This window comes from Paraburkholderia graminis (genome assembly GCF_003330785.1).
Classification (GTDB): domain Bacteria; phylum Pseudomonadota; class Gammaproteobacteria; order Burkholderiales; family Burkholderiaceae; genus Paraburkholderia; species Paraburkholderia graminis.
Genome location: NZ_CP024934.1, coordinates 2,312,918 through 2,336,512 on the forward strand (window position 1 = coordinate 2,312,918; position 23,595 = coordinate 2,336,512).

Genomic DNA, 23,595 nt, shown 5'->3' on the forward strand with positions numbered 1-23,595 from the left:
CTAGCCGAGCAGCAGCATGGCAAGCGGCAGCACCGGCAACAATGCGTCGATGCGGTCGAGCACGCCTCCGTGCCCCGGCAACAGGCCGCTCGAATCTTTCACGCCGGCCTGGCGTTTCATCATGGATTCAAAAAGGTCGCCCACCACGCTGAACGCCACCAGCAGCGTCAGGGCAAGCAGCGCGCGCGGGGCGCCCCAATGCGCCCACAGCTCAGAATACAGGGTCGGCTCGAACGCATGCGAAAGGACCGCCGCCACCGCGACGATCATCACCGCGAGCCAGCCGCCGATCGCGCCCTCCCACGTCTTGCCGGGACTGATGGCGGGCGCGAGCTTGTGCTTGCCGAACGCCTTACCCGAGAAGTATGCGCCGATATCCGCGAGCCATACCAATAGCAGCAGCGACAGCACGAACGGCACGCCTTGCATGCGCGCGGCGACGAGAGCATGCCAGCAGGCGACGAATATCACAATCCCGACAAGCAGCAGAAAGCTGCGCCAGGCGCCTTGCGCGAGCGTCGGCTTGCGCAGCAGCACGAACGGGCCGGCGATCACCCAGAAAATGGCGGCCGCCTTGTAAAACGGCTGCGCGCTGTCCACGCCGATGCCAAGCCGCGTGCTGGCCACGAGCGCGACCGCCGCGACGAGCGCGTAGATAACCGGGCCGGCGCCGCCCAGCTTCAGCAGGCGGGCCCATTCCCATGCGGCGAACACGACGACGAAAGCGATCAGCGCGCCGAACGCGCCGACCGGCGCGAACAACGTGACGGGCAGGAACACCGCCAGAAGCACAATCGCCGTGATGACACGGGTTTTTAGCATGGAAGCGAATCGACGTTTTGCGATTGCGGCTCGAGCTGAGCGCTGGTGCGGCCGAAACGGCGCTCGCGCTCGCCGTATGAGGCAATCGCGCGGCCGAGCGCGTCGGCGTCGAAATCCGGCCAGAAGGTGTCGGTGAAATAGAACTCGGTGTAGGCGAGTTGCCACAGCAGGAAATTGCTGACGCGCCGCTCGCCGCCCGTGCGGATGAAGAGGTCGGGCTCAGGCGCATAGGCCATGGACAGATGCTCGGCGAACGAATCCTCGTTCACCTCGACCGGCTTGCCGGCGAGCGCGGCCTGTTCCACGAGCTTGCGGGTCGCCTGCATGATGTCCCAGCGGCCGCCGTAATTGGCGGCGATGGTCAGCGTGAGGCGGGAATTGCGCGCCGTCTTGGTTTCCGCCCGTTTGATCAGGTCGCGGATGCGCGCATCGAAACGTTCGAGATCGCCGACCACGCGCAAACGGATGCCGTTTGCGTGCAGCTTGCCGATTTCGCGCTCCAGCGCCGTGACGAAAAGGCGCATCAGGAACGACACTTCGTCGTTCGGACGGCGCCAGTTTTCGGAGCTGAAAGCGAACAGCGTCAGATATTCGACGCCCTGGCGGGCACACGCCTCGACGGCCGCGCGCACCGCGTCGACGCCGCGCGTATGACCGGCCACGCGCGGCAAGCGGCGCTGGGTGGCCCAACGGCCGTTGCCGTCCATGATGATCGCGATGTGTCGCGGCACCGCGGCGACATCAGGCACGCGCACGGTTGAACTGGTGTAGGTCATGGCCGTCGGGACAATAACTGCAAATGAAGAAGTAAAAATCCTGAAAGTGTGAGTGCTCCCAGACCTGGCGCTTCACGACTCGGACTTCGCGCGAGCTCCGCACAGACAGTAACGCCGAAGCGAGCCGGCGTTCTGTTCGGAGCCTCGCAGCCTCATACCGTCATGATCTCTGCTTCTTTGGTCACAACAAGCTTGTCGATTTCAGCGACGAATTTGTCCGTCAGCTTCTGAACGTCGTCGCCGGCGCGGCGTTCGTCGTCTTCCGAAATTTCCTTGTCCTTAACGAGCTTCTTCAGTTGCTCGTTCGCGTCGCGGCGCAGATTGCGCACGGCGACTTTGGCCGTTTCGGCTTCGCTCTTGACGACTTTCGTCAGTTCGCGGCGGCGTTCTTCGGTCAGCGCGGGCATCGGCACGCGGATCACGTCGCCCTGGGTAGCCGGGTTCAGGCCGAGATCCGACTCGCGGATCGCCTTTTCGACGACCGGGACCATCTTCTTTTCCCACGGCTGCACGCCGATCGTGCGTGCGTCGATCAGCGTCAGGTTCGCGACCTGCGAGATAGGCACCGGCGAGCCGTAGTAATCGCACTGGATGTGATCAAGCAGGCCCGTGTGCGCACGGCCCGTACGGATTTTCGACAGATCGTTCTTGAACGCGTCGATGGAACGCTGCATCTTTTGTTCAGCGCCCTTCCTGATATCAGCCACAGACATTTTAAAACCTCCGAACCTTCAAAACGGTGCGAGCCGGCCAGCACGCGCGATATGCGGCGGCCCGGGCTCGCGTCAAAGCCCACGTTATGTGAACGAGAGTTTACACGTGGACGAGGGTGCCCTCGTCCTCGCCGAGCACGATGCGCTTCAATGCGCCCGGCTTGACGATCGAAAAAACGCGGATCGGCAGCTTCTGGTCGCGGCACAGCGCGAACGCCGTGGCGTCCATGACCTGCAGGTTGCGGCCGATTGCCTCGTCGAAGCTGATCGTGGTGTAGCGCGTCGCGCTCGGATCTTTCTTCGGGTCGGCTGAGTAGACGCCGTCCACCTTGGTGGCTTTCAACACGACTTCGGCGCCGATTTCCGAGCCGCGCAGCGCGGCGGCCGTGTCGGTCGTGAAGAACGGGTTGCCGGTGCCGGCCGCGAAAATCACGACTTTGCCTTCTTCGAGCTGGCGAATCGCGCGCGGACGGATGTACGGCTCGACGACCTGGTCCATGCGCAGCGCGGATTGCACACGCGCCTCGATGCCGGCGTGACGCATGGCGTCTTGCAGCGCCAGCGCGTTCATCATGGTGGCCAGCATGCCCATGTAGTCGGCCGTGGCGCGATCCATGCCGGCCGCGCCGCCCGCGACGCCACGGAAGATGTTGCCGCCGCCGATCACTACCGCCAACTGCGTTCCAAGACGGACCACTTCGGCCACGTCCGCCACCATTCGTTCGATGGTCGCGCGATTGATGCCGAAGGCATCGTCGCCCATCAGAGCTTCACCGGAGAGTTTGAGCAGGACGCGTTTGTAGGCAGTGGGCATAGGGGTATCCAGATCGCGCAGAACAGGGCAACAACAAGGGACTAATGTAGGGGTGAAACGCCGATTCGGGCAAGCGCCGCCAAATTGATGAACCCGGAAGGTCCACCGGCGGCGGCCGCGCGGCGAGGATCAACCCGCGCGCAGCCTTGCGGCGCTGCCGACCGCGGCACAGTCTTGCTGCGCCGCGGGTACAACGGTACTAGCTAAGACTCGCGATGCTTATTGTTGCTTCGCAGCAGCCACTTGAGCGGCAACTTCAGCGGCGAAGTCGTCCTGCTTCTTCTCGATGCCTTCGCCGACCACGAAGAGCGCAAACTTCTGGACGCTCGCGTTGCCCGCCTTCAGCATCTGTTCGATCGTCTGCTTGTCGTTCTTAACGAACGTCTGGTTCAGCAGCGACACTTCCTTCAGGTACTTCTGCACGCTGCCTTCCACCATCTTCGCGACGATTTCAGCCGGCTTGCCCGATTCGGCGGCCTTCTGCTCGGCGATGCTGCGTTCCTTGGCGATCAGGTCCGCCGGCACGTCGTCCGACGACAGCGAGACCGGCTTCATCGCGGCGATGTGCATGGCCACGTCCTTGCCGACCTGCTCGTCGGCGCCGGTGTACTCGACCAGCACGCCGATGCGCGTGCCGTGCAGGTACGCTGCCAGCTTGTTCGACGTCTCGAAGCGCACGAAACGGCGGATCGACAGGTTTTCACCGATCTTGCCGACCAGCGCGAGGCGCACTGCGTCGACGGTCTGGCCGTCGAGCGGCAGAGCGGACAGCGCGGCGACGTCGGCCGGGTTTTGCGTGGCGACCAGTTCGGCGATCTTCTTCGAGAAAGCCAGGAAGTCGTCGTTCTTCGAAACGAAGTCGGTTTCGCAGTTCAGCTCGACCAGCGAACCTGCATTGCCGCCGATGAACGATGCGACCACGCCTTCAGCCGTGACGCGCGATGCCGCCTTGCTGGCCTTGTTGCCCAGCTTCACGCGCAGCAGCTCTTCGGCGCGCGCCATGTCGCCGTCGGCTTCCGTCAGCGCCTTCTTGCATTCCATCATCGGCGCGTCGGTCTTTGCGCGCAGTTCTGCAACCATGCTTGCGGTAATTGCCGCCATCATTTGCTCCTTGAGTTCCGTCTGTGTTCCGTGTCACACGCCGCCCGCACTTCGATACCGGCGGCAAGAATTCGTTTCAGCGTTATGCGAATTTTTTACGGATAACGCCTTGCTACAGCGTCGCGGCTTAAAAAAAGGGGGCCTGTAGAAAGCCCCCTTTTTTGCCGGACACGGGGCAGCTTTACGCTTCCGCGTTGACCTCGACGAACTCGTCGCCGTCGTCGCCGCGTGCAGCCTGCACCACTTCGTTGACCGCGTTGGCACGGCCTTCGAGGATCGCGTCAGCCACGCCGGCCGCGTACAGAGCGACGGCCTTGCTGGCGTCGTCGTTACCCGGGATCACGTAGTCGATGCCTTCCGGCGAGTGGTTCGTATCGACCACTGCGATGACCGGCACGCCGAGCTTGTTCGCTTCGGTGACGGCAATCTTGTGGTAGCCGACGTCGACCACGAAAATCGCGTCCGGAATGCCGCCCATGTCCTTCACGCCGCCGATCGACTTCTGCAGCTTGGCCATTTCGCGTTCGAACAGCAGAGCTTCCTTCTTGCTCATGCGTTCCGTTTCGCCTGCTTCCAGCGCCGCTTCCATGTCCTTCAGGCGCTTGATCGAAACCTTCAGCGTCTTGAAGTTGGTCAGCATGCCGCCGAGCCAGCGTGCGTTGACATAAGGCATGCCGGCGCGCTGCGCTTCCTGGGCGATCGTGTCACGCGACTGACGCTTCGTGCCGACGAACAGGATGGTGCCGCGATTGGCTGCCAGTTGACGCGCGTACTTCAGCGCGTCGTTGTACATCGGCAGCGTCTTTTCGAGGTTGATGATGTGAATCTTGTTGCGATGGCCGAAAATGAAGGGGGCCATCTTCGGGTTCCAGAAGCGCGTTTGGTGACCGAAGTGGACACCGGCTTCCAGCATTTGACGCATGGTAACTGCCATGAAAATCTCCGCGAGGGTTGGGTCTTAAGCCGGCTGCCGTATCCGCCGCGCCGCCATGTCTTGTCTGGCTGAGCGCCGCGAACACCCTGGGTGCGCCGGCTTGCGAGTCTGCCGCCTTGATACTGCTCTCACCCGTGGCTCGGGCGACAAGCGCCACGGGAAGCTTCACCTCTATCTGCCGTTGGTTGATTGGTTGCTGGCCCGCTGCCACCATAATCAGCCTAGAGTCGGTCTGAACGATGACAAGAAGCCACCAGGACAGGAAAAGGATCGACTTAGCCAAACATTATAGCATGCGACTATCGGCCGACTCAACCTGCCGGGTGGCTCCTTCGCGCGGGCTCCGGTTGCACCCGGCGCCTGGCTGGCCGCCTCGCGCGTCGTCTTCCAGCCGTGAACCGCAAAGCCCTCCGCTCTATCGTTACAGCCGCCGAAACGCCGCCAAAAGACTGCGGCACGGGGAATATGGTGCGATAATCCCGGAATAAATCGCATTTCAGGCCCGACTCATGGCTATCACGCTCAAAAACGAACACGACATCGCGCAAATGCGCGTCGCCTGCAAACTTGCGAGCGAAGTGCTCGACTACATCACGCCGTTCGTCACGGCCGGCGTCACGACCGGCGAACTCGACCGCCTGTGTCACGAATATATGCTCAAGGAACAGGGCACCGTGCCCGCGCCGCTGAATTATCAGCCGCCCGGCTATCCGCCCTACCCCAAGGCCACCTGCATCTCGGTGAACGACGTGATCTGCCACGGCATTCCCGGCGACAAGACGCTGAAGAACGGCGACGCGCTGAACATCGACATTACGGTGATCAAGGAAGGTTACTTCGGCGACACGAGCCGCATGTTCATCGTCGGCGAGGGCTCGATTCTCGCGAAGCGGCTGGTTCAGACCACCTTCGAGTGCATGTGGCTCGGCATTGACCAGGTCCGCCCCGGCGCGCATCTGGGCGACATCGGCTATGCGATCCAGAAGCACGCCGAGGCGCAAGGCTACAGCGTGGTGCGCGAATATTGCGGCCACGGCATCGGCACCGTGTTTCACGAAGACCCGCAGATTCTGCACTACGGCCGCCCCGGCACCGGGCTGGAACTGCAAGCCGGCATGATCTTCACGATCGAGCCGATGATCAACGCCGGCCGCCGCGACATCCGCACCATGCCCGACCAGTGGACCGTCAAGACGAAAGACCGCAGTCTGTCGGCGCAATGGGAACACACGGTGCTCGTGACGGAAACCGGCTACGACGTGCTGACCGTGTCCGCCGGCACGCCCGCGCGCCCGCCGGTGATCGCCGCCACGGCCTGATCGATCCCGCCTTTTCACCGCCAGCCGCCCATGAGTAGTGTTCCAGCCGTCGCCCGATCCCACGCCACGTCGCTCAAGGCGGACTACAAAGTGGCCAAAGCCCAGTTGCTGGAACGCTTCAGGACCGCCACCAACGTAGAAGGATTGATGGCGGCGCTCTCGCGTACCACCGACGACTCCCTGCGCGCCGCCTGGAACACCTGCGAACTGCCGGCCGAGCTGGCGCTCGTCGCCGTCGGCGGATTCGGTCGCGGCGAACTGGCTCCGCATTCCGACATCGACATTCTGGTGCTGCTGCCGGACGCGCCGCTCGAGCATCTGGAAGCGCGCATCGAGCGTTTCATCAGCCTCGCGTGGGATCTCGGGCTCGAGCTGGGCAGCAGCGTACGCAGCGTCTCGCAGTGTCTGGAAGAAGCCGCTAACGACGTCACCGTGCGCACGTCGCTGCTCGAAGCGCGGCGCATTACCGGCAGCGCGGCCCTGTTCGACGACTTCGCGAAGCGCTATCGCGAGGCGCTCGATCCGAAAGCGTTTTTCCAGGCGAAAGTGCTGGAAATGCGTCAGCGTCACGCCAAGTTCCAGGACACGCCTTACGCGCTCGAGCCGAATATCAAGGAAAGCCCCGGCGGTCTGCGGGATCTTCAGCTAATTCTGTGGGTGACCCAGGCGGCCGGCTTCGGCAGTAGCTGGCGCGAACTCGAGGCGCGCGGACTCATCACCGAGCGCGAAGCGCAGGAACTGCGGCGCAACGAGGGCTTCCTCAAGTCGCTGCGGGCGCGGGTCCACGTCACTGCCGGCCGTCGCCAGGACATTCTGGTGTTCGATCTGCAAACGCCGGTAGCCGAGAGTTTCGGCTACAAGCCGACCGCCACCAAGCGCGCGAGCGAACAGCTGATGCGCCGCTATTACTGGGCGGCGAAGGCGGTCACGCAGCTCGCGACAATTCTGATCCAGAACATCGAGGCTCAGCTTTTTCCCAGCACGAGCGGCATTACGCGGGTGCTGTCGGACCGTTTCGTCGAAAAACAGGGCATGCTGGAAATCGCCAGCGACGACCTGTTCCAGCGCGAACCGAACGCCATTCTCGAAGCCTTCCTGCTGTACGAGCAGACGCCGGGCGTGAAAGGGCTTTCGGCGCGTACGCTGCGCGCCATCTACAACGCGCGCGAGGTGATGGACCAGCACTGGCGCCGCGATCCGGAAAACCGGCGTCTTTTCATGGACATCCTGAAGCAGCCGGCCGGCATCACGCACGCGTTGCGCCTGATGAACCAGACCAGCGTGCTAGGGCGATATTTGCTGAATTTCCGGCGCATCGTCGGACAGATGCAGCACGACCTGTATCACGTCTACACGGTCGATCAGCACATTCTGATGGTGCTGCGCAATCTGCGGCGCTTCGCCGTGGCCGAACACGCGCATGAATATCCGTTCTGCAGCCAGTTGATCGTCAGCTTCGACCGGCCGTGGGTACTGTACGTCGCGGCGCTCTTTCACGACATTGCGAAAGGCCGCGGCGGCGACCATTCCACGCTCGGCATGGCCGACGCGCGGCGCTTCTGCCGCAATCACGGCATCGAGGGCGACGACGGCGAACTGGTCGTCTGGCTCGTCCAGCAGCATCTGACCATGAGCCAGGTCGCGCAAAAGCAGGACACGAGCGATCCCGAGGTCATCAAGCGATTCGCGGAACTGGTCGGCACCGAGCGCCGCCTGACCGCGCTGTACCTGCTGACGGTGGCCGACATCCGCGGAACCAGCCCGAAGGTCTGGAATACGTGGAAGGGCAAGCTGCTCGAGGACCTGTATCGCGCGACGCTCGCCGTGCTCGGCGGCGCGCGGCCGGACGCGCATTCGGAACTGGAGTCGCGTCAGGAAGAGGCGCTTGCGCTCTTGCGTCTCGAAACAGTGCCGGAAGGCGCGCAGAAGGCGCTGTGGGACAAGCTCGACGTCGGCTATTTCCTGCGTCACGACGCGGCCGACATCGCTTGGCAAACGCGTGTGCTCTACCGTTACGTCGAGACGCCGACGCCGATCGTCCGGGCTCGCCCGTCGCCGATCGGCGAAGCGCTTCAGGTGCTCGTGTACGTGAAGGACCAGCCGGATCTGTTCGCCGGCATTTGCGCGTATTTCGACCGCAATGGCTTGTCGGTGCTGGATGCGCGCGTCAGCACGACGCGTCACGGCTACGCGCTCGATAATTTCCTCGTCGCGCATACCGAAGAAGACGTGCATTATCGCGACATTGCCAATCTCGTCGAACAGGAACTGACCGCGCGCCTCACCGGCGACGGCACCTGGCTTCCGGGCCCGTCGAAGGGCCGCTTGTCGCGGCTGTCGCGGACCTTCCCTGTTACGCCGCGCGTCGATCTTCGGGCCGACGATCGCGGCCAATACTACATCCTGTCCGTGTCGGCGAACGACCGGCCAGGCCTTCTTTATTCGATCGCGCGCGTGCTCGCCGAACATCGTGTCGGCGTCGCGTCGGCACGGATTAATACGCTCGGCGAACGCGTCGAGGACGTGTTCCTGCTGGACGGGCACGGTCTGTCGGACAACCGCCTGCAAATTCAGGTCGAGACGGAACTGCTGCGCGCGATCGCAGTGTGAGATTTCATGCGAGTCAAATTAACAGCCAAGCACCCGCGGCCGGCTTCGTCCGAACGCGCCCCTGTCCGTAGCGGCAGCACGTCGGCGCGCAAGCCGACACGGCCGGCGGGACCCAAACCGTCGACGTCCGGCCCGGGCGAGGCGCGCGGCGAAGGCGCGGGGGCGTCGGCGGGCGAGAAACGTTCGGCTGGCGCACGCGCGCCGCGTGCTCCTCGCGAGGAAGGTGGGTTCGCGCGTGAGCGTGGCGCTGGCGGGGCTGGCGGCGCGGCTGGCGCGCGGCGGAGCGGGTCCGATCGGCCGCCGCGTCGCGAAGGTACGAGCGGTGCGCCTGCACGGCGTTTTGAAGGAAGCAGTGAGCGCGGTGGCGAGCGAGCGCCGCGACGGTTTGAGGATCGGGCCGGTGGTCGCGAGCGCGCACCGCGTGCCCCAGCCGGCGACCGCGCTGAGCGTGGGCCGCGGCGCTTTGAAGATCGCGCCGGTAGCAGCGAGCGCGCACCGCGACGGTTCGAGGATCGCGCAGGTGGTGGTGAGCGAGGGCCTCGTGCCCCGGCCGGCGAGCGCGCCGAACGTGGGCCGCGACGCTTTGAAGATCGCTCAGGTGGCGGCGAGCGAGCACCGCGACGGTTCGAGGATCGCGCAGGTGGCAGCGACCGCGGGCCTCGTGCCCCGGCCGGCGACCGCATCGAGCGCGCACCGCGACGCTTTGAAGATCGTGCCGGTAGCAGCGACCGCCCACCGCGGCGCTTCGACGATCGCGCAGGTGGTGGTGAGCGCGGACCTCGTGCCCCGGCCGGCGAGCGCGCCGAACGGGCACCGCGACGTTTTGAAGATCGGGCGGGCGGCAGTGACCGCGCACCCCGACGCTTTGACGATCGCGCAGGTGGCAGCGAGCGCGGACCTCGCGCACCGGTCGGCGACCGCGCCGGCAGCGCCGACCGCACACCCCGACGCTTTGAAGACCGCGCCGGCAGCAGCGACCGCACACCGCGACGCTTCGAAGACCGCACCGGCAGCACCGACCGAGCCCCTCGCGGCGCAGGCGCGGAACGCGCCCCCCGTCGTTTCGGAGACAGCACCGAGCGCCCGCCCCGCCGCTTCGACGGCAACGCCGACGGCGGCGCCGCGCGCAAATTCGGTGGAGACCGTGCGCCGCGCGGCGACAGCGGCGAGCGCCGGCCATTTGCTGGACCACGCACCGGAGCAGGCCGTCCTGCGGAAGCCGGTGCGCGCGGCGAACGTCCGACGGGCCGCGAGCGCGACGCATCCGATCGCCCGCGTTTCGGCAGCGAGCGCGGACCGCGTAGCGACAGCGCCCCGCGTCGCTTCGAAGGCGAACGCGGAGAGCGTGGAGAACGAAGCTTTGCGAAGCCCGTGAAGAGCGGCTACGGCGACCGCCCGGACCGTGAAGCACGCGCGCCCCGTGACGAACGCGGCGAACGCACACCCGCCCGACGCGATTTCAGCAACGCCTCCGCCCCGCGCACAGAGCGCACGGACCGCGCCCCCCGCAGCTTCGATAAGCCATCCGCCACACGCCGCGGCCCCGACGACCGCCCCGCGCGCGCCGGCAAGCCGCGCGGCGCCGCATCGGCCGACCGTCACGCGCAAGCCGAGCAGGCCCCGCGCACACCGCGTCGCGACATCGAAGACGCGCCAGGCACGCTGCGTCTGTCCAAGCTCATGTCGGAGCTTGGCCTCTGTTCGCGCCGCGAGGCCGACGAATGGATCGAGAAAGGCTGGGTGCTCGTCGACGGCGAACGGATCGACACGCTGGGCACTAAAGTGCGTCCCGATCAGCGGATCGAGATCGACCCCGCCGCCGAAGCCGTGCAAGCGAGCCAGGTCACGGTGCTGATCCATAAGACAGTCGGCTACGTGTCGGGCCAGGCGGAGGACGGCTATCAGCCGGCCATCACGCTCGTGACGCCGGAAAACCGCTGGGAAGGCGACCATTCGGACATCCGTTTTTCCGTCGCGCATTTGCGTCAACTGGCGCCGGCCGGGCGTCTCGACATCGATTCAACGGGCTTGCTGGTGCTGACGCAGGACGGCCGCATCGCCAAGCAACTGATCGGCGGGCATTCGGAGATCGACAAGGAATATCTGGTGCGCGTCGCCTACGGCGAGCATACCGTCGACGTCGAAAGTCACTTTCCGGCGGAAAGCCTCGAATTGCTGCGCCACGGCCTCTCGCTCGACGACGTCCCGCTCAAGCCCGCGCAGGTCAGCTGGCAAAACGGCGAGCAGTTGCGCTTCGTGCTGCGCGAGGGCAAGAAGCGCCAGATTCGCCGGATGTGCGAACTGGTCGGCCTCGAAGTGATCGGCTTGAAGCGCGTGCGGATGGGTCGCGTGGTGCTCGGCGCGCTGCCGCCCGGACAGTGGCGCTACCTGGCCGCCGACGAGTCGTTCTGACAGACGTCCGAAAAAACAGCCCGATCAGCGTAAGCCGATCGGGCTGTCCCAGTCATCCAGCAATCTCATCGAACCCACTCATTTGCGTGAGTTTTTTCTTTCGCCTCGAACTTCCGCCTCAATCGTCGCTATTCGGGTCCAGGTCCGGAAACAGCACTTCCGTAAAGCCGAACTTCGCGAAATCGTTGATTCGCATCGGATACAGCTTGCCGATCAGGTGATCGCATTCGTGCTGCACGACGCGCGCATGGAACCCTTCGGCAACGCGGTCGATCGGTTTGCCGTACTGATCGAAGCCGTGATACTTGATCATCGAAAAGCGGCTGACCGCGCCGCGCAAGCCCGGCACCGACAGGCAGCCCTCCCAGCCCTCTTCCATATCGAGCGAGACCGGCGTGATGGTCGGATTGATCAGCACGGTTTCCGGCACGGGCGGCGCGTCCGGATAACGCTCATTGCTGCCGAAGCCGAAGATCACCACCTGCAGATTGACGCCGATTTGCGGCGCGGCAAGCCCTGCCCCGTTCGCGTCGTGCATGGTCTCGAACATGTCTTTAATGAGCTCATGCAATTCCGGCGTGTCGAAGTGATCGACCGGATCGGCAATACGCAACAGGCGCGGATCGCCCATCTTGAGAATTTCGCGGATCATGACTGCCCCTCCAGGAGCTTACGCATACCATCTTCGTCGAGTACGGGAATGCCGAGTTCCTCGGCCTTCACCAACTTGCTGCCAGCTTCGGCCCCTGCCACCACATAGTCTGTTTTCTTCGACACCGAGCCGGCCACTTTCGCGCCGGCCGCTTCCAGCATTTCCTTCGCTTCTTCGCGGGCAAGGCTCGGCAACGTGCCGGTCAGCACAATGGTCTTGCCGGCCAGCACGCCTTGCGGCGCCTTCGGCGCGGGCGGGCCCTCGGGCCATGTGACCTTGCCGTGCGCGCGCAGTTGCTCGATCACCGTGCGGTTGTGCTCTTCGGCGAAAAACTGGTGAATGGATTCGGCGACAACCGGCCCGACGTCGTTGACTTCGAGCAGCGCCTCCACCGAAGCCTCCATGATCGGGTCCAGCGAGCCGAAGTGCTTCGCCAGATCCTTTGCCGTGGATTCGCCGACATGCCGAATCCCCAGTGCGTAGATGAAACGCGAGAGCGTGGTGTGCCTCGCCTTCTCGAGCGAGTCGAGCAGGTTCTGCGCGGACTTGTCGGCGAAACGGTCGAGTTGCGCGAGCGTCGAGAAGCCGAGGTTGAACAGATCGGCGGGCGTGCGCACCAGGTTCTGTTCGACGAGTTGATCGATAATTTTTTCGCCCAATCCGTCGATGTCCAACGCGCGCCGCTGCGCGAAATGCCACAGCGCCTGCTTGCGCTGCGCCGGACAAAAAAGGCCGCCCGTGCAGCGCGCAATCGCCTCGTCCGGCAGCCGTTCGATGTTGGAGCCGCACACCGGGCAATGCGTCGGCATCACGAATTCGCGAGCGTCATCCGGACGACGGTCGATGAGCGCGCTCACCACTTCGGGAATCACGTCGCCGGCACGCCGCACGATCACCGTGTCGCCGATGCGGATGTCCTTGCGGCGCACTTCGTCTTCGTTATGCAGTGTCGCATTGGTCACCGTGGCTCCGCCGACGAACACCGGCTCGAGCCGCGCAACGGGCGTGATTGCGCCGGTGCGCCCGACCTGCACGTCGATCGCGACGAGCTTCGTAAGCGCCTCCTGTGCTGGGAATTTATGCGCGAGCGCAAAACGCGGCGCACGCGATACAAAGCCCAGCGCTTCCTGCTCGTCGCGCCGGTTGACCTTGTAGACCACGCCGTCGATGTCGTACGGCAGCTTGTCGCGCTTCTCGCCCACCGCGTGAAAAAACGCGAGCAAACCTTCGGCGCCCTTCACGACCGCGCGCTCCGAATTGACCGGCAGGCCAAGCTCCTTGTACCAGTCGAGCAGTTCGCTGTGCGTGGCCGGCATCTCGATGCCGTCGAGCACGCCGATGCCATAGGCAAAGAACGACAGCGGCCGCTGCGCGGTGATCTTCGGATCGAGCTGACGCAAGCTGCCTGCGGCTGCATTGCGCGGATTGGCGAACTCCTTGTGTCCCGCCGCGCGCTGACGCTCGTTCAGACGTTCGAAGTCACGCTTGAACATCAGCACTTCGCCGCGCACGTCGAGTATGTGCGGCACGCGCTTGCCTTTGAGCCTGAGCGGAATCGAACGGACCGTGCGGATGTTTTCGGTGACGTTCTCGCCCGTCGCACCGTCGCCGCGAGTCGCGGCCTGCACGAACACGCCGTCGACGTAACGTAGCGAGATGGCCAGGCCGTCGAACTTGAGCTCCGTTGCGTAGTCGACGGGCACCGGCGGCTCTTTCGCATTGTTGCCGAGCGCGTCGCCGACGCGCTTGTCGAACGCGATGATGTCTTCGTCGGCGAAACCGTTGTTCAGCGACAGCATGGGCTGGTCGTGAACGACCGGCTCGAAGCCGCTCGCCGCTTCGCCGCCCACGCGCTGGGTGGGCGAATCCGGCACGATCAGATCCGGGTGCTCCGCCTCGATGCTTTCGAGCTCCTTGAACAGCTTGTCGTATTCGGCGTCGGGCAGATCAGGCTGGTCGAGCACGTAGTACGCGTAGTTGGCGCGTTCGAGTTCCGCGCGCAGCCACTCGGCGCGTGCAGCCGGATCGCGCTCGGCCGGAGCGCTCGTGGCTGAATGTGAGGCGGGAGTTCGAGCCATGCTGTGGGACGCTTCTTCAGTGAAATCGGACACTGGATTATCGCAGGAAAGCGTGCCCCTTTACATCGTCCGAATGGCCAGGTTTCGGGCCTCGTGCAATGGCGTTAAAGTGAGCGCAACGTCATTTGCAAACGACAACGGCCGCGCATCGCGCGGCCGTCGGCAACACTGGAAACCTTCGGTGAGTTACTGGCTGAAGAGGCGCCGCGTGGCCGGCGAGCCCGCCGGAATGCCGGCCTGCTCGAGCTTCGCGTAAAGCGTCATGAGCTGCTTTTCGATCGCGAGCAGCGCGGTCTCGGGCAACGGGCGCCGACCATCGTCGACCACTCGCCCGCCGATGCGCTCGGCCAGCGACTTCGCGTAGTCGCACATCAGACGGAACGGCAGGATGTCTTCGTCGGCGACCGGCACGTCGAGCACCAGCGTGATCATCTGCCCGCCCTTGTACGTGAGGTCGTCGCGCAGGAAATTGGTGTCGCCGAACTGCAGCATGAACACCGGGCTCTGGCGCGCGTCGAGCTTGACGAAGCGCGTGCCGTCGCGCGACAGCAGCAAGCCGTCTTGCGAAGCGACCGCCTGCACATAGTTGGCCGACCACGGCGCGCCGTCCGACAGCACGTTGATCGACAACTGCGCGTCGCACTGCGCGGCGAAAGCGTCGAGCTCTCGCGCCATCGCAACCGTTTCGAGCATGTCGGGAAATTCCGGCGATGCGTCGAGCGCGTCGGCGAACTGCTGCACGCCTGTCACGAACTCGGAGAACTCGAGTTCGTTGAGCGCGCCGCTGCGGTTGGCCAACTGCGCGGCCGCGCGCAACTCTTCGTAACGCGCGCCGTTTTGCAGCAGTTCCCACGCGCCGCCTTCGAGCTTGCCTTCGATATGCACGGGCTTGCTGCCCGCGCGGCGCAAACGCTGCGCAAGCGGGATGACCTTGTCGCCCGCAACCGGTCCGTTCAGACGAATCGGCACGATGCAGTCGATGCGGCGATCGACGATAGCCGGCGGCGCCGACGAGATAGTAGTGGCCGCAGGCAGGATCGGTTCGATGTGCTCGTCGGGCTCGCGCGAAGCGTCGGCGGATTGTGCTGCCGCTGCGTCTTTGTCAGCACCGGCGCTCGCACCGCGCTCGGCATCGTCGTCATTGCCCGCTGGTGTAAAACCGTTCGGCGTAGTCGTCTCGGCCTGAATATCAGCCGGCGTATCGAGCGGCGCAGCGCCCACCGGCGCGCCGAAAGTCGGCTCTACACGTGCCGACGCCGTATCGGCAGACGTATCCGCGCCGACCACCGGCTCGCGGCGCGTGGTCGGCCGGGCCGGTTCGATGAACGGGCTCTGCTCCTCGTGGTCGTCGCGCGCGAAACTCTCCGCGGCGTCCGCCGGCATCGGCCGCGGCATCTTGCGACGCACCTTGGCGCTCTGCCACGCGTTGTACACGACCACGCCCCCGACCACCACGGCGCCCGCGCCGATCAAACCGAGTGTCAACTCGTCCATGCATGCTCCATCAGCAATTCTTTATATGCGCGGCCCGATGCCCGCTCCACGTGTCGCGCAGCCGCGGCCGCAGCGCTGAACGCGGGCGGCCGCGCTTCCATGATTCAAACGAAATTCGAACCGAATTCGAACCTAAGCTCAAACGATATTCTGGGCGAAACCCGCAGCCGTTTCCATGTCGACGGCAACGATGCGCGACACGCCCTGCTCCTGCATCGTCACGCCGATCAGTTGCTGCGCCATTTCCATCGCGATCTTGTTGTGCGAGATGAAAAGGAACTGGGTCTTGTCGGACATCGCGCGCACGAGGTTCGCGAAACGTTCGGTGTTGGCGTCGTCGAGCGGCGCGTCCACTTCGTCCAGCAGACAGAACGGCGCGGGATTCAACTGGAACATCGCGAACACCAGCGCGGTCGCGGTCAGCGCTTTTTCTCCGCCGGACAGCAGATGAATGGTCGAGTTCTTCTTGCCCGGCGGTTGCGCCATGACCTGCACGCCGGCGTCGAGAATTTCGTCGCCGGTCATGATCAGCTTCGCCTGGCCGCCGCCGAAAAGACGCGGGAACAGTTCGCCGAAATGACGGTTCACTTCGTCGAACGTGCCTTGTAGCAGCGTGCGCGTTTCCGCGTCGATCTTGCGGATCGCGTCTTCGAGCGTTTCGATCGCGCTCGTCAAATCGGCCGATTGCGCGTCGAGGAACGTCTTGCGCTCGGTCGCCGCCTTCAGTTCGTCGAGCGCGGCCATGTTGACCGGACCGAGCGCGGTGATCGCGTTGTTGATGCGCGTGACTTCGCCCTGCAGGTACGACGGCTTCATGTCCGGCGTGAGCTTGGCCTGCAGTTCCGCCTCGTCCACGCCGGCTGCCGCCAGTTGCTCGACGAACTGCTCGCCGTTCAGCCGCGCGGCCTGTTCCTTCAACTGCAATTCGTTGATGCGGTCGCGCAGCGGTTGCAGCGCGCGCTCGGCGGTCAGACGCGTTTCGTCGGCGGCGCGCAGCTTGGCGGTCAGGTCGTCCAGTTCGAGGCGAGCGGCGTGCAACGCCTCTTCCTTGACCGCGCGAATGTCGAGCGCGTCCTGCAAGCCGGTGTGCGCGGTCTGCTCGTTGATCGTTTCGAGTTCGGCGCGCGCGTCTTCCAGCGACGCCGCCACGCGCTCGCTCTGCTCATGCGCGACCTGAATGCTGCGCTTCAATTCGTCGATGCGAGCGGCCATGTTGCGCGCGGCGAAGCGCGCGTCGGTGGCGGCGCGGTCGAGATCGCGCGCCTGTCCGCGGGCCGTGGTCAGCTCTTCGTCGAGCGCCTCGAAAGCCAGTTGATGATCTTCGAAACGCGCCTGCAATTCCGCGAGTTCGCCGTCGTAGCGCTCGAAGTTCGCTTCCGACTCGGCACGCAGCGCGCGCTGTTCGTCGATCTGCGCATTGATCTCTTCGAGTTCCTCGCGAATCTGCGTGCTGCGCTGCGTATAGCGCTCGTGCGCCTGCGTGAGCTTGAGCACGTCGAGCTGCAACGCATGCACACGCTGCGTCGCGCGCTCGGCTTGCTGGCGCACGTCGGTCAGCGCCTGCGCGGCTTGCGTGTGCGCGGCTTCGGCGCGGATCGCGGCGGCCTTCGCTTCGTCGGCGAGCAAAGCCTGAGCGCGCACCTGGCGCGCGAGATTTTCGATTTCCTGCTGACGGGCCAGCATGCCGGCCTGCTCGGAATCGGCGGCATAAAGCTGCACGCCGACGCGCGTCACCACGTGCCCCGCCTTCACGACGAACGAGCCGCCTTCGGGCAACTGCGCGCGCATGCTGAGCGCCTGCTGCAGATCGTCGGCGACGAAAGCGAGGCCGAGCCAGTCGTTGAGCACGGCGCGGATGCCCGCGTCGTCGATCCGCACCAGCGACAGCAACGGCCGCAGCCCAGCGGGCGCCGCAACCGGCTGACCGGCGACGGGTGGTGCGTAGAACGCGAGCTTCGCGGGCGGCGCGTCGGTGGCGAACGCCTTGACCCAGTCGAGATTCGACACTTCGAGCGCGGCAAGCCGCTCGCGCAGCATCGATTCGAGCGCGGCTTCCCAGCCGGCTTCGACATGCAGCTTCTTCCACAGACGCGGCAACGCACCCAGTTCGTGCTTTTCGAGCCACGGCTGGATCTTGCCTTCGGTCTGCACGTTTTCCTGCAATTGCTTGAGCGCGGCGAGGCGCGCATCGAGCTGATGAATCTGCGCGCTTTCGGCCTGCACGCGCTCTTGCGCGGCGCGCCGTTCGGCGTCCAGACGCGGCAGCGTTTCCTGCGCATCCGCGAGACGCGCTTGCGCGTCGTGCAAAATTTCTTCGTGCTCGGCGAGCTGCATGCGCAGTTCTTCGAGTTGCGCTTCGTCGGGCGCATCGAGACCGCCGGCTTCCGCTTTCAGCCGCTCGTGACGCTGCTGCAACTGCTGCAATTGCTGGTCGGCGTTGCGCTGGTGCGCGGCTTCGAGCTTGAGCGCCTGTTCGGTCTGCGCAATGCCGCCGCGCTCCGCGTTCAGCTCCGCTTGCGCGTCGCGCCAGCGCGCTTCGAGCGCGGGCATGGCGTCGTGTTTCGCCGCGGCTTCTTCCTCGGCGACTACCGCTTTTTCTTCGGCGACGGCAAGCTGCTCTTCGGCGTCTTCCAGATCGCCTTGCGCCTTTTCGGCTTGCGCGAGCCATTGCTCGCGCTGCGCGGTGAGCGCGGCAATCTGCGCCTGCACGCGGTTGCGCGATTCGACAATGAACTTGATCTCGGCTTCGAGCTTGCTGACGTCGGCGTTCGCCTCGTAGAGCGCGCCTTGCGCGCCCTGCATCGCGTCGCTCGCCGAGTAGTGCGCGACGCGCAGCGTCTCGAGTTGCGCTTCCACTTCACGCAGTTTGGCGGTTTGCGCCTCGAGGTCGATCTGCGCCTGTTCGATCGCGCGCTGCTGACGTTCCTGCTCGCTGCCCGCCTCGTTCTTGCGCAACAGCCACAACAGACGCTGCTTTTCCTCGCCGTCGGTCTGCAGTTCCTTGTAGCGCGTGGCGACGACCGCCTGCGCTTCGAGCTTCTCCAGATTCGTGCTCAGTTCGCGGACGATGTCCTCGACCCGCGTCAGGTTTTCCCGCGTGTCATGCAGACGATTCTCGGTCTCGCGGCGGCGTTCCTTGTACTTGGAGACGCCCGCGGCTTCTTCGAGAAACACGCGCAACTCTTCAGGCTTCGCTTCGATCAGGCGCGCGATCATGCCCTGCCCGATGATCGCGTACGCGCGCGGCCCGAGGCCCGTGCCGAGGAAAATATCCTGGATGTCGCGGCGGCGCGCCGGCAGGTTGTTGATGTAATAGCTCGAGGTGCCGTCGCGCGTCAGCACGCGCTTGACGGCAATCTCCGCATATTGGCCCCACTGGCCGGCGGCGCGGCCGTCCGCGTTGTCGAACACGAGTTCGACGCTCGCGCGGCTGCCCGGCTTGCGCGCAGTCGAACCGTTGAAGATCACGTCCTGCATCGACTCGCCGCGCAGCTCGGAGGCGCGCGATTCGCCGAGCACCCAGCGCACGGCGTCGATGATGTTGGACTTGCCGCATCCATTCGGTCCGACCACGCCGACTAGCTGGCCCGGAACCTGGAAATGCGTGGGATCGACGAATGACTTGAATCCAGCGAGTTTGATCGAGGTCAGACGCACGGCGATTTCGCTGTTTGAGAAGGAAAAATAATAGGTGGCTCACGAAGACCGCACGAGCCGTTCGCGGCTGCGGCGAGACGGCCTACGGTCCTTGCCAGCCCTCGGGAATTGGGGCGCCGGTTGCACGCGGGTCGCGCATGCGCCGGCTAATGAGGGGCAATCATACCATCGCGCGTCGGCGGTTCTTGCGGTCGTTAGACTGTTCGCCCGCGCTGTCGTGCTTGTTGTCGTCCTTGTCGTCGCGGTCGGCCGCGGCGGCGTCGCCAGTGTCCTGATTGGCGGGATCGGGCGGCATGGCCTTCGGGCGATGCATCCAGCTCGACAGCGCCGACGCCAGCACGATGCACGCGCCGCCCGCCCATTCGCGCGGGCCGGGCGTTTCGCCGGCGAAGAGCCATGCGGAGAGCGCCGTCACTACCAGTTCGAACAGCATGATGATCGACGCCCGGTTGGCCGGCACGCGCGAGAGCCCGTACTGCACCAGCATGTTGTTCGACGCCAGCAGGAAACCGAGCCCCAGCACGAGCCACGCCGCGGTGCCGAGATGCGCGCCCGTCGGCGGCGAGGGCATCGCTTCGAACAGCGACGCGCACGCGCCGAAAATCGCCGCGCCGCCGAAGATGGTCGCGGTGCGCATCTCCGGTTTCATCTGCGGCAACACGCGGCTTGTCTTGAGGATCAGGACGTTGCTCATCGCGAAGCCCATGCCGCCCGCGAGGCCCGCCCATTCGGCGAGGTTGCCCGGCAGCGGAATGCCGAGCTGCGGCGACCATAGCATCGTCATCGCGCCGACGAGCGACAGCGCGGCGAGACCCGCGCCCGGCCAGGTCAGGCGCTCATGCAGGATGAAATGCGCGAACAGCGCGGTCCACGCGGGCGTCAGATAGAAGAGCAGCAGCACGCGCATCACCTGGCCGTGGATCGAGCCCCACACGAAGCCGAGATTCGTGATGCCCGCGGCGAGCGCAAGCGCCGGCAGCAGCCAGTGCCAGCGCACGGTCCGGATGGCCCGATGACGCACGAGCAGCACGAACAGGCAACCCGCGCCGCTCGTCAGCGCGCTCGCCGCCGTGCCCGTAACGCCGAGCGACGCCAGCATCCGCAACGGATACCAGATCACGCCCCACACCGACGCGCCCAGCATGATCGCGAGCGTCGGCCAGCCTGTGCGCAGCCAGTTCGTCATGGCGACGGGCTCCGCGAGAGCGTGGCGGCGATTCGCTCGACGGCGTTGCTGGTGTTGCTGGTTTTGCTCGCGTTACTGCTGTTGCTGGTGTGGTAAGCAGCGGTGTTTTCACGGCTGCATTGCCTGGATGTCTGCCCGGCTCCTGCGTACATTGCTGCTCCTGCGGTGTTGCTGTTCGTGTTGCTGCGTGTCTTGTTGCTTGTGTTGCTGCTTGTATTGCTGCTCGTCGTTGTTTGCGTTGCTGCTCGCGTTACGGCCCGCGCCGTCCGCGCCGCGCCAGGCCCAAGCCCGCCCCACGCCACGCTATAATTCCCTGCTCGCCGCCGCCGTCCCGCCGCCACTTAGCGCGGCTCGACAGGACACCAGCGGAGGCGCATGCGCCGTCGCACCTCTTTCCGCGCTTTCTTCGATCAGGCCCGATCCGCCCAGTGAATCCGCTACTCGACTCCCTTCAGCCCTATCCGTTCGAAAAGCTGCGCGCGCTTTTCAAGGACCTCACGCCGGCCGCCGGCCTCGCGCATATCAGCTTCGGCATTGGCGAGCCCAAGCATCCGACGCCCGCGCTGATACGCGACGCGGTGATCGCATCGCTCGGCGGTCTGTCCGCGTATCCGGCGACGCTCGGCTCGGCGCCGTTGCGCGAGTCGATCGCGACCTGGGTCACGCAGCGCTACAGTCTGCCGCCCGTCGATCCCGCGACTGAGGTGCTGCCGGTGTCGGGCTCGCGCGAGGCGCTGTTCGCGCTCGCGCAAACGGTCATCGACCCGAAGCGTAATGCAGAAGGCGAGCCTGCGATCGTACTCTGTCCCAACCCGTTCTACCAAATCTACGAAGGCGCCGCGATCCTCGCGGGCGCCGAGCCGTACTTCGTGAACAGCGACCCGGCGCGCAACTTCGCGTGCGATTACTCGGCGGTGCCCGAAGCGATCTGGGCCCGCACGCAGTTGCTGTACGTGTGCTCACCCGGCAATCCGACGGGCGCTGTGCTGACGCTCGAAGACTGGCGTGAACTCTTCGCGCTGTCGGACCGTCACGGCTTCGTGATCGCCTCCGACGAGTGCTACTCCGAAATCTACTTCGACGAAGCCAACCCACCGCTCGGCGGCCTCGAAGCCGCGCACAAACTGGGCCGCGGCTACGATCGGCTCGTGATGCTGTCGAGCCTCTCGAAGCGCTCGAACGTGCCGGGCATGCGCTCGGGTTTCGTCGCGGGCGACGCCGCCATCCTCAAGGACTTCCTGCTGTACCGCACGTACCACGGCGCGGCGTTGTCGACCGTGTATCAGAGCGCCAGCATCGCGGCCTGGAACGACGAGGCGCATGTGCGCGAGAACCGCGCGAAATACGTGCAGAAATTTTCGACGGTCACGCCGATGCTCGCCGAGGTGCTCGACGTGCGTCTGCCGGACGCCGCGTTCTATCTGTGGGCCGACGTCTCGCGCACCGGCCTCTCCGATACCGAGTTCGCCCAGCGTCTTTACGCCGACTATAATGTGACCGTTCTGCCGGGTTCGTTCCTCGCGCGCACCGCGCACGGCGTGAACCCAGGCCGCAATTTCGTGCGCATGGCGCTCGTCGCCGACGTCGACGAATGCACGCAGGGTGCGCAACGAATCGTCGATTTTTGCCGCGGGCTCGCGGGCTGACTGTCGTGCTGCCGCGTTTGCGCTTGCCGGCTTTGCGCTGCCGGCTTTGCGCGAACACTGCACACCGCCTCCCTTCTTCAGACTTCAACTCTTCATAAAGCACGCATATGTCGCAACAACTTCAGCAGATCATCGACACCGCCTGGGACAACCGCGCCGAGCTGTCGCCCAAGGCCGCTCCGGCCGACGTGCGCGAAGCCGTCGCCCACGCCATCGAGCAACTCGATAAGGGCGCGCTGCGCGTCGCCGAGAAGAAAGACGGCGACTGGGTCGTCAATCAATGGCTGAAGAAAGCCGTGCTGCTGTCGTTCCGCCTGGAAGACAATGCGCCGATGCCGGCCGGCGGCTACAGCCAGTTCTACGACAAGGTGCCGTCGAAGTTCGCGAACTACACCGCTGAAGACTTCGCGGCCGGCGGCTTTCGTGTCGTGCCGCCCGCCATCGCGCGCCGCGGCTCGTTCATCGCGAAAAACGTCGTGCTGATGCCGTCGTACACCAACATCGGCGCTTACGTCGACGAAGGCTCGATGGTCGATACGTGGGCCACCGTCGGTTCGTGCGCGCAGATCGGCAAGAACGTGCACCTGTCGGGCGGCGTGGGCATCGGCGGCGTGCTGGAGCCGCTGCAGGCGAACCCGGTCATCATCGAGGACAACTGCTTTATCGGCGCGCGCTCGGAAGTGGTGGAAGGCGTGATCGTCGAGGAAAACTCGGTCATTTCGATGGGCGTGTACCTCGGCCAGAGCACCAAGATTTACGACCGCGAAACCGGCGAAGTGTCGTATGGCCGCATTCCGGCGGGTTCGGTCGTGGTGGCGGGCAATCTGCCGTCGAAGGACGGTTCGCATAGCCTCTACTGCGCCGTGATCGTCAAGAAGGTCGACGCGAAGACACGCGCGAAGGTCGGCCTGAACGAGCTTCTGCGAGGCGACTGATGGCGCGCGGCACAAAAACTGTCGTCTACGGTATTCCGAATTGCGACACGGTGAAGAAAGCGCGCGTGTGGCTCGAGGAGCACGGCGTCGAGTTCGAGTTTCACGACTTCAAGAAGGCCGGCGTGACCGAGCCGCTCGTGCAGGACTGGCTGAAAGACGTGAAGCTCGACGCGCTGCTGAACCGTCGCGGCACCACATGGCGCGGCCTGTCCGACGACATGAAGGCCGCTGCCGACACGCAGCCGGGCGCGATCGCGTTGATGATCCACAAGCCGTCGGTGATCAAGCGGCCGGTGCTGGTGGTCAACGGCCGCGTCAAGTCGCTCGGTTTTTCCGCCGACGAATACGCGGCGTTGTTTGCGTAAGCGTAGCGTTGTTTATCTAAAAACGCGGTCCGCCGCGTTGCGTCAAAGCTGTTGCCGGCTGCGGTGCTTCACCGCCAGCCG

At 65.0% G+C, this 23,595-nt stretch carries 17 protein-coding genes; 6 read left to right on the forward strand and 11 right to left on the reverse strand.

Annotation, left to right across the window (positions count from 1 at the left end; translation table 11 throughout):
• The 6 genes from CUJ91_RS10245 to rpsB form a co-directional block, all read right to left on the reverse strand.
• Positions 1–822, reverse strand: a complete 822-nt coding sequence (locus CUJ91_RS10245) for a phosphatidate cytidylyltransferase (RefSeq protein ID WP_107706687.1) — start codon at positions 820–822, stop codon at positions 1–3.
• Positions 816–1,598: a polyprenyl diphosphate synthase gene (uppS, locus tag CUJ91_RS10250; RefSeq protein ID WP_006048676.1), complete on the reverse strand. Its 783-nt coding sequence runs from the start codon at positions 1,596–1,598 to the stop codon at positions 816–818. The genes CUJ91_RS10245 and uppS overlap by 7 nt, the downstream gene beginning before the upstream one ends.
• A gap of 152 nt (positions 1,599–1,750) precedes the next feature.
• The gene (gene frr, locus CUJ91_RS10255; protein ID WP_006048675.1) at positions 1,751–2,311 is read right to left on the reverse strand and encodes a ribosome recycling factor; all 561 of its coding nucleotides are present in this window, start codon (positions 2,309–2,311) and stop codon (positions 1,751–1,753) included.
• A gap of 100 nt (positions 2,312–2,411) precedes the next feature.
• Complete coding sequence (pyrH, locus tag CUJ91_RS10260) at positions 2,412–3,125, reverse strand: UMP kinase (protein WP_006048674.1); 714 nt, start codon at positions 3,123–3,125, stop codon at positions 2,412–2,414.
• 219 nt (positions 3,126–3,344) lie between these two features.
• Positions 3,345–4,226 (reverse strand): translation elongation factor Ts, encoded by an 882-nt coding sequence (tsf, locus tag CUJ91_RS10265; protein WP_006048673.1) that lies wholly within the window; start codon positions 4,224–4,226, stop codon positions 3,345–3,347.
• A 181-nt stretch (positions 4,227–4,407) separates the two neighbouring features.
• A complete protein-coding gene (rpsB, locus tag CUJ91_RS10270) occupies positions 4,408–5,160 on the reverse strand; it encodes a 30S ribosomal protein S2 (RefSeq protein ID WP_006048672.1) in 753 nt (250 codons plus the stop codon).
• A gap of 509 nt (positions 5,161–5,669) precedes the next feature.
• Between rpsB and map the strand changes: the two genes are divergently transcribed.
• The 3 genes from map to CUJ91_RS34785 all read left to right on the forward strand — a co-directional run bounded on the left by map (position 5,670) and on the right by CUJ91_RS34785 (position 11,501).
• Positions 5,670–6,479 (forward strand): type I methionyl aminopeptidase, encoded by an 810-nt coding sequence (map, locus tag CUJ91_RS10275; RefSeq protein ID WP_006048671.1) that lies wholly within the window; start codon positions 5,670–5,672, stop codon positions 6,477–6,479.
• Between the two features lie 30 nt (positions 6,480–6,509).
• Complete coding sequence (locus tag CUJ91_RS10280; protein WP_006048670.1) at positions 6,510–9,089, forward strand: [protein-PII] uridylyltransferase; 2,580 nt, start codon at positions 6,510–6,512, stop codon at positions 9,087–9,089.
• Positions 9,090–9,770: 681 nt separating this feature from the next.
• Complete coding sequence (locus CUJ91_RS34785) at positions 9,771–11,501, forward strand: pseudouridine synthase (protein ID WP_425183905.1); 1,731 nt, start codon at positions 9,771–9,773, stop codon at positions 11,499–11,501.
• A 118-nt stretch (positions 11,502–11,619) separates the two neighbouring features.
• Here the strand turns inward: CUJ91_RS34785 and def are convergent, their stop codons facing one another.
• The 5 genes from def to CUJ91_RS10315 form a co-directional block, all read right to left on the reverse strand.
• Complete coding sequence (gene def, locus CUJ91_RS10295) at positions 11,620–12,153, reverse strand: peptide deformylase (protein ID WP_006048667.1); 534 nt, start codon at positions 12,151–12,153, stop codon at positions 11,620–11,622.
• On the reverse strand, positions 12,150–14,231 hold the full coding sequence (gene ligA, locus CUJ91_RS10300; RefSeq protein ID WP_107706685.1) for an NAD-dependent DNA ligase LigA: 2,082 nt from the start codon (positions 14,229–14,231) through the stop codon (positions 12,150–12,152). The genes def and ligA overlap by 4 nt, the downstream gene beginning before the upstream one ends.
• Before the next feature lie 186 nt (positions 14,232–14,417).
• On the reverse strand, positions 14,418–15,725 hold the full coding sequence (locus CUJ91_RS10305; RefSeq protein WP_107706684.1) for a cell division protein ZipA C-terminal FtsZ-binding domain-containing protein: 1,308 nt from the start codon (positions 15,723–15,725) through the stop codon (positions 14,418–14,420).
• A gap of 138 nt (positions 15,726–15,863) precedes the next feature.
• Positions 15,864–19,382 carry a chromosome segregation protein SMC gene (smc, locus tag CUJ91_RS10310; protein WP_107706683.1) on the reverse strand — a complete coding sequence of 1,173 codons (3,519 nt, stop codon included), beginning with the start codon at positions 19,380–19,382 and terminating at the stop codon, positions 15,864–15,866.
• 160 nt (positions 19,383–19,542) lie between these two features.
• Complete coding sequence (locus tag CUJ91_RS10315) at positions 19,543–20,568, reverse strand: DMT family transporter (RefSeq protein WP_107706682.1); 1,026 nt, start codon at positions 20,566–20,568, stop codon at positions 19,543–19,545.
• A 428-nt stretch (positions 20,569–20,996) separates the two neighbouring features.
• Between CUJ91_RS10315 and dapC the strand changes: the two genes are divergently transcribed.
• From dapC to CUJ91_RS10330, 3 genes are all read left to right on the forward strand, one after another.
• Positions 20,997–22,214: a succinyldiaminopimelate transaminase gene (gene dapC / locus CUJ91_RS10320; RefSeq protein ID WP_114156174.1), complete on the forward strand. Its 1,218-nt coding sequence runs from the start codon at positions 20,997–20,999 to the stop codon at positions 22,212–22,214.
• Between the two features lie 107 nt (positions 22,215–22,321).
• Positions 22,322–23,149, forward strand: coding sequence for a 2,3,4,5-tetrahydropyridine-2,6-dicarboxylate N-succinyltransferase (gene dapD, locus CUJ91_RS10325; protein WP_053858274.1), 828 nt, complete (start codon positions 22,322–22,324; stop codon positions 23,147–23,149).
• Positions 23,149–23,514, forward strand: a complete 366-nt coding sequence (locus CUJ91_RS10330) for an ArsC family reductase (protein ID WP_006053008.1) — start codon at positions 23,149–23,151, stop codon at positions 23,512–23,514. Before dapD ends, CUJ91_RS10330 begins: the two co-directional genes overlap by 1 nt.
• The last annotated feature ends 81 nt before the right edge of the window (positions 23,515–23,595 follow it).

Bases quoted from the DNA above. Each gene is read 5' to 3' on its own strand.
- pyrH (WP_006048674.1), bottom strand. From the start codon at position 3,125: ATGCCCACTGCCTACAAACGCGTCCTGCTCAAACTCTCCGGTGAAGCT.
- dapD (WP_053858274.1), top strand. From the start codon at position 22,322: ATGTCGCAACAACTTCAGCAGATCATCGACACCGCCTGGGACAACCGC.
- rpsB (WP_006048672.1), bottom strand. From the start codon at position 5,160: ATGGCAGTTACCATGCGTCAAATGCTGGAAGCCGGTGTCCACTTCGGT.
- map (WP_006048671.1), top strand. From the start codon at position 5,670: ATGGCTATCACGCTCAAAAACGAACACGACATCGCGCAAATGCGCGTC.
- frr (WP_006048675.1), bottom strand. From the start codon at position 2,311: ATGTCTGTGGCTGATATCAGGAAGGGCGCTGAACAAAAGATGCAGCGT.
- tsf (WP_006048673.1), bottom strand. From the start codon at position 4,226: ATGGCGGCAATTACCGCAAGCATGGTTGCAGAACTGCGCGCAAAGACC.
- CUJ91_RS10315 (WP_107706682.1), bottom strand. From the start codon at position 20,568: ATGACGAACTGGCTGCGCACAGGCTGGCCGACGCTCGCGATCATGCTG.
- CUJ91_RS10330 (WP_006053008.1), top strand. From the start codon at position 23,149: ATGGCGCGCGGCACAAAAACTGTCGTCTACGGTATTCCGAATTGCGAC.
- CUJ91_RS10305 (WP_107706684.1), bottom strand. From the start codon at position 15,725: ATGGACGAGTTGACACTCGGTTTGATCGGCGCGGGCGCCGTGGTGGTC.
- def (WP_006048667.1), bottom strand. From the start codon at position 12,153: ATGATCCGCGAAATTCTCAAGATGGGCGATCCGCGCCTGTTGCGTATT.
- CUJ91_RS10280 (WP_006048670.1), top strand. From the start codon at position 6,510: ATGAGTAGTGTTCCAGCCGTCGCCCGATCCCACGCCACGTCGCTCAAG.
- CUJ91_RS10245 (WP_107706687.1), bottom strand. From the start codon at position 822: ATGCTAAAAACCCGTGTCATCACGGCGATTGTGCTTCTGGCGGTGTTC.
- uppS (WP_006048676.1), bottom strand. From the start codon at position 1,598: ATGACCTACACCAGTTCAACCGTGCGCGTGCCTGATGTCGCCGCGGTG.
- ligA (WP_107706685.1), bottom strand. From the start codon at position 14,231: ATGGCTCGAACTCCCGCCTCACATTCAGCCACGAGCGCTCCGGCCGAG.